Origin of the sequence: Neisseria sp. P0007.S010 (assembly GCF_051962875.1) — a bacterium.
In the GTDB taxonomy this organism is placed as follows: domain Bacteria; phylum Pseudomonadota; class Gammaproteobacteria; order Burkholderiales; family Neisseriaceae; genus Neisseria; species Neisseria subflava_A.
This window is the reverse complement of the sequence record NZ_JBQCUX010000027.1, coordinates 1-1,977: the sequence shown is the minus strand read 5'-3', so window position 1 is coordinate 1,977 and position 1,977 is coordinate 1. Positions and strand designations below refer to the sequence as shown.

Here is a 1,977-nt window from a genome sequence, read left to right as displayed (position 1 = left end):
AGGAAAAGGCCGAATTTGAGCGGCTGGCTGCTAAAGACCAAGTAAGCAATGAGTTATATAGAAAATATTATTCAGACCTTCATCGAAAAGATGGAAAAAAAGACCTGACAACCCAAGAAGCAGCTAGTTTGCGATCCTATCTAGACATCATCTATGATGATCAGAAAATTCTTGATAGAAAAATTAAGAATGATCTCTATCAAGGTAAAGAAATCTTGAGAAATGGAGAACCTTATTATCCGTTTTGGCTAGCCAAAAGAGATAGAAAAGTCAGAGAACATTGGAATAACTCTTGGAAAGAAATCCAGGATGCCCGAGGAAAGTATAAAACCGGTTTGGCTGCTGCTGTTAAGCATTTCTTTTTATCGGAAGGTCGTCCGATAGGGAAATACGAGAAAGCTTGGAATATCCTTGAAAGGGATAAAGCTTATGCCGATAGTTTTGAAGGCAGAGCAGCAGCCTCCACCGCACAAGGCATTGCTTTAGGTTTGGAATTTACCACTCGAGGACGTTATCTGATGATGGCTATTGGTGGAGCACAAGCCAGTTACGGAACTTATCAAATCACACAGGGAAACCTTGAGCACGGGAAAGCCAATTTCTTTTTAGGTGCCGGAACAATGTTGGGTAGTGTCAGTCTTGGTGGGGCTTCGGTTAAGAAATCTCCGTTGGCAATCCGCGGACCGATTCCGGCCGGATATAACCGACCGCTGACCAGCTTGGATGTTAATGCTGGGCGTATGGCTAATCAATTTTCAACTGCACATCAGAAAGTTACGGATTTAAATATCTTATTTGCCAAACCAAGTAAAACCGTTTCTAATTCAAAAGTAGGTATCCAATGGAATAATGGTATTGGAAAGCAAGGTATGCCATGGGAGAATTATGTTGGTAAAAACCTTCCCTCGGATGCTCGACTACCAAAGAATTTTAAAACTTTTGATTATTATGACTCCCGTGATGGCTTAGCCATTAGTGCTAAGACATTGGATACACAAACAGCATCAAGGATGCTCAAACCAAGACAAATTTATAGTACTTTAAAAAATTATATTGACAAAGCTGCCAATTTTAAAATCTATTCTCTTTCTGGTGTTGAGTTAAATGCTAATACAATTAGGCGGAGAGAGATACATTTAGCTATTCCAGCCCAAACCACTAAAGAGCAATGGCAGCAAATCAACAAAGCGATAGAATACGGAAAGACCCATAATGTTAATGTTAAAGTAACGGAGATTAAATAATGGAAGACAAGTTAGAAAATCAATATTTTGCAAGTTTATATGCAAATGAAAAAGCGTTCATTGTGCAAACAAAATCCGGATTTAGGTTGTTAATGTTGGACACCTTATTCCCACCTCATATTTTGCCTCCAAATGTCGATGACAATCTGCTTGGGCAAGCTATTTCTCAGGCATTAAAAAATAGTCGAACTTTTAAATATGGAAGTGAAGAATGTAAAAATTTTTTCGATCCGGTACAAAGAGTTCAACGCTATAACCAATGGGTTGATCATATACGAGAAACACTGGGGTATAAAACCAAATCAGCTCTTTTTAGAAGGATGATGATGTGCGGCATTACCATGAATAGCAAAGAAATCATAATTTCCCCCAACAAACATATCAGATCAGATGCGTGGGAAGGTATTGATGAAAAAGACATAATCATGCCTGCCGACAGTAACTATGTGGAAATTGGACAAGGAGCAAAACAAGCTCTAAGTTATTGTAAGTAGGTATATACGTAGTGCATAGGCTTGTTCCCACAACATACTTTTAGTGGCCGACGCCGTCAAAAACCAAACCGGACAGCAGGGCGCCGTCCTCTTGTCCGTTGAAGCCGGTTTCGGCTTTAAAACCGCCGGCAAAGAGCAAAACCAACACTACCGCCAAAGCCGGCAAAGCAGCCTGAAAGCCGGCGGCGACATCAATATCCGCAGCCGCGAGGGCGACATTACCGTCCAAGGCAGCAACA

General features: G+C 40.8%; 2 protein-coding genes and 1 pseudogene. All 3 read left to right on the top strand.

Annotation, left to right across the window (positions count from 1 at the left end):
- Nucleotides 1–1,244, top strand: a pseudogene (locus tag ACTHR7_RS10730) (hypothetical protein); the annotation flags it as partial.
- Nucleotides 1,244–1,738 (top strand): contact-dependent growth inhibition system immunity protein, encoded by a 495-nt coding sequence (locus tag ACTHR7_RS10725; protein ID WP_025457499.1) that lies wholly within the window; start codon nucleotides 1,244–1,246, stop codon nucleotides 1,736–1,738. The pseudogene ACTHR7_RS10730 and the gene ACTHR7_RS10725, both read left to right, overlap by 1 nt.
- A 43-nt stretch (nucleotides 1,739–1,781) precedes the next feature.
- Nucleotides 1,782–1,977, top strand: a 196-nt coding sequence (locus ACTHR7_RS10720) for a hemagglutinin repeat-containing protein (protein ID WP_440370796.1), incomplete at its 3' end; no start/stop codon positions are given.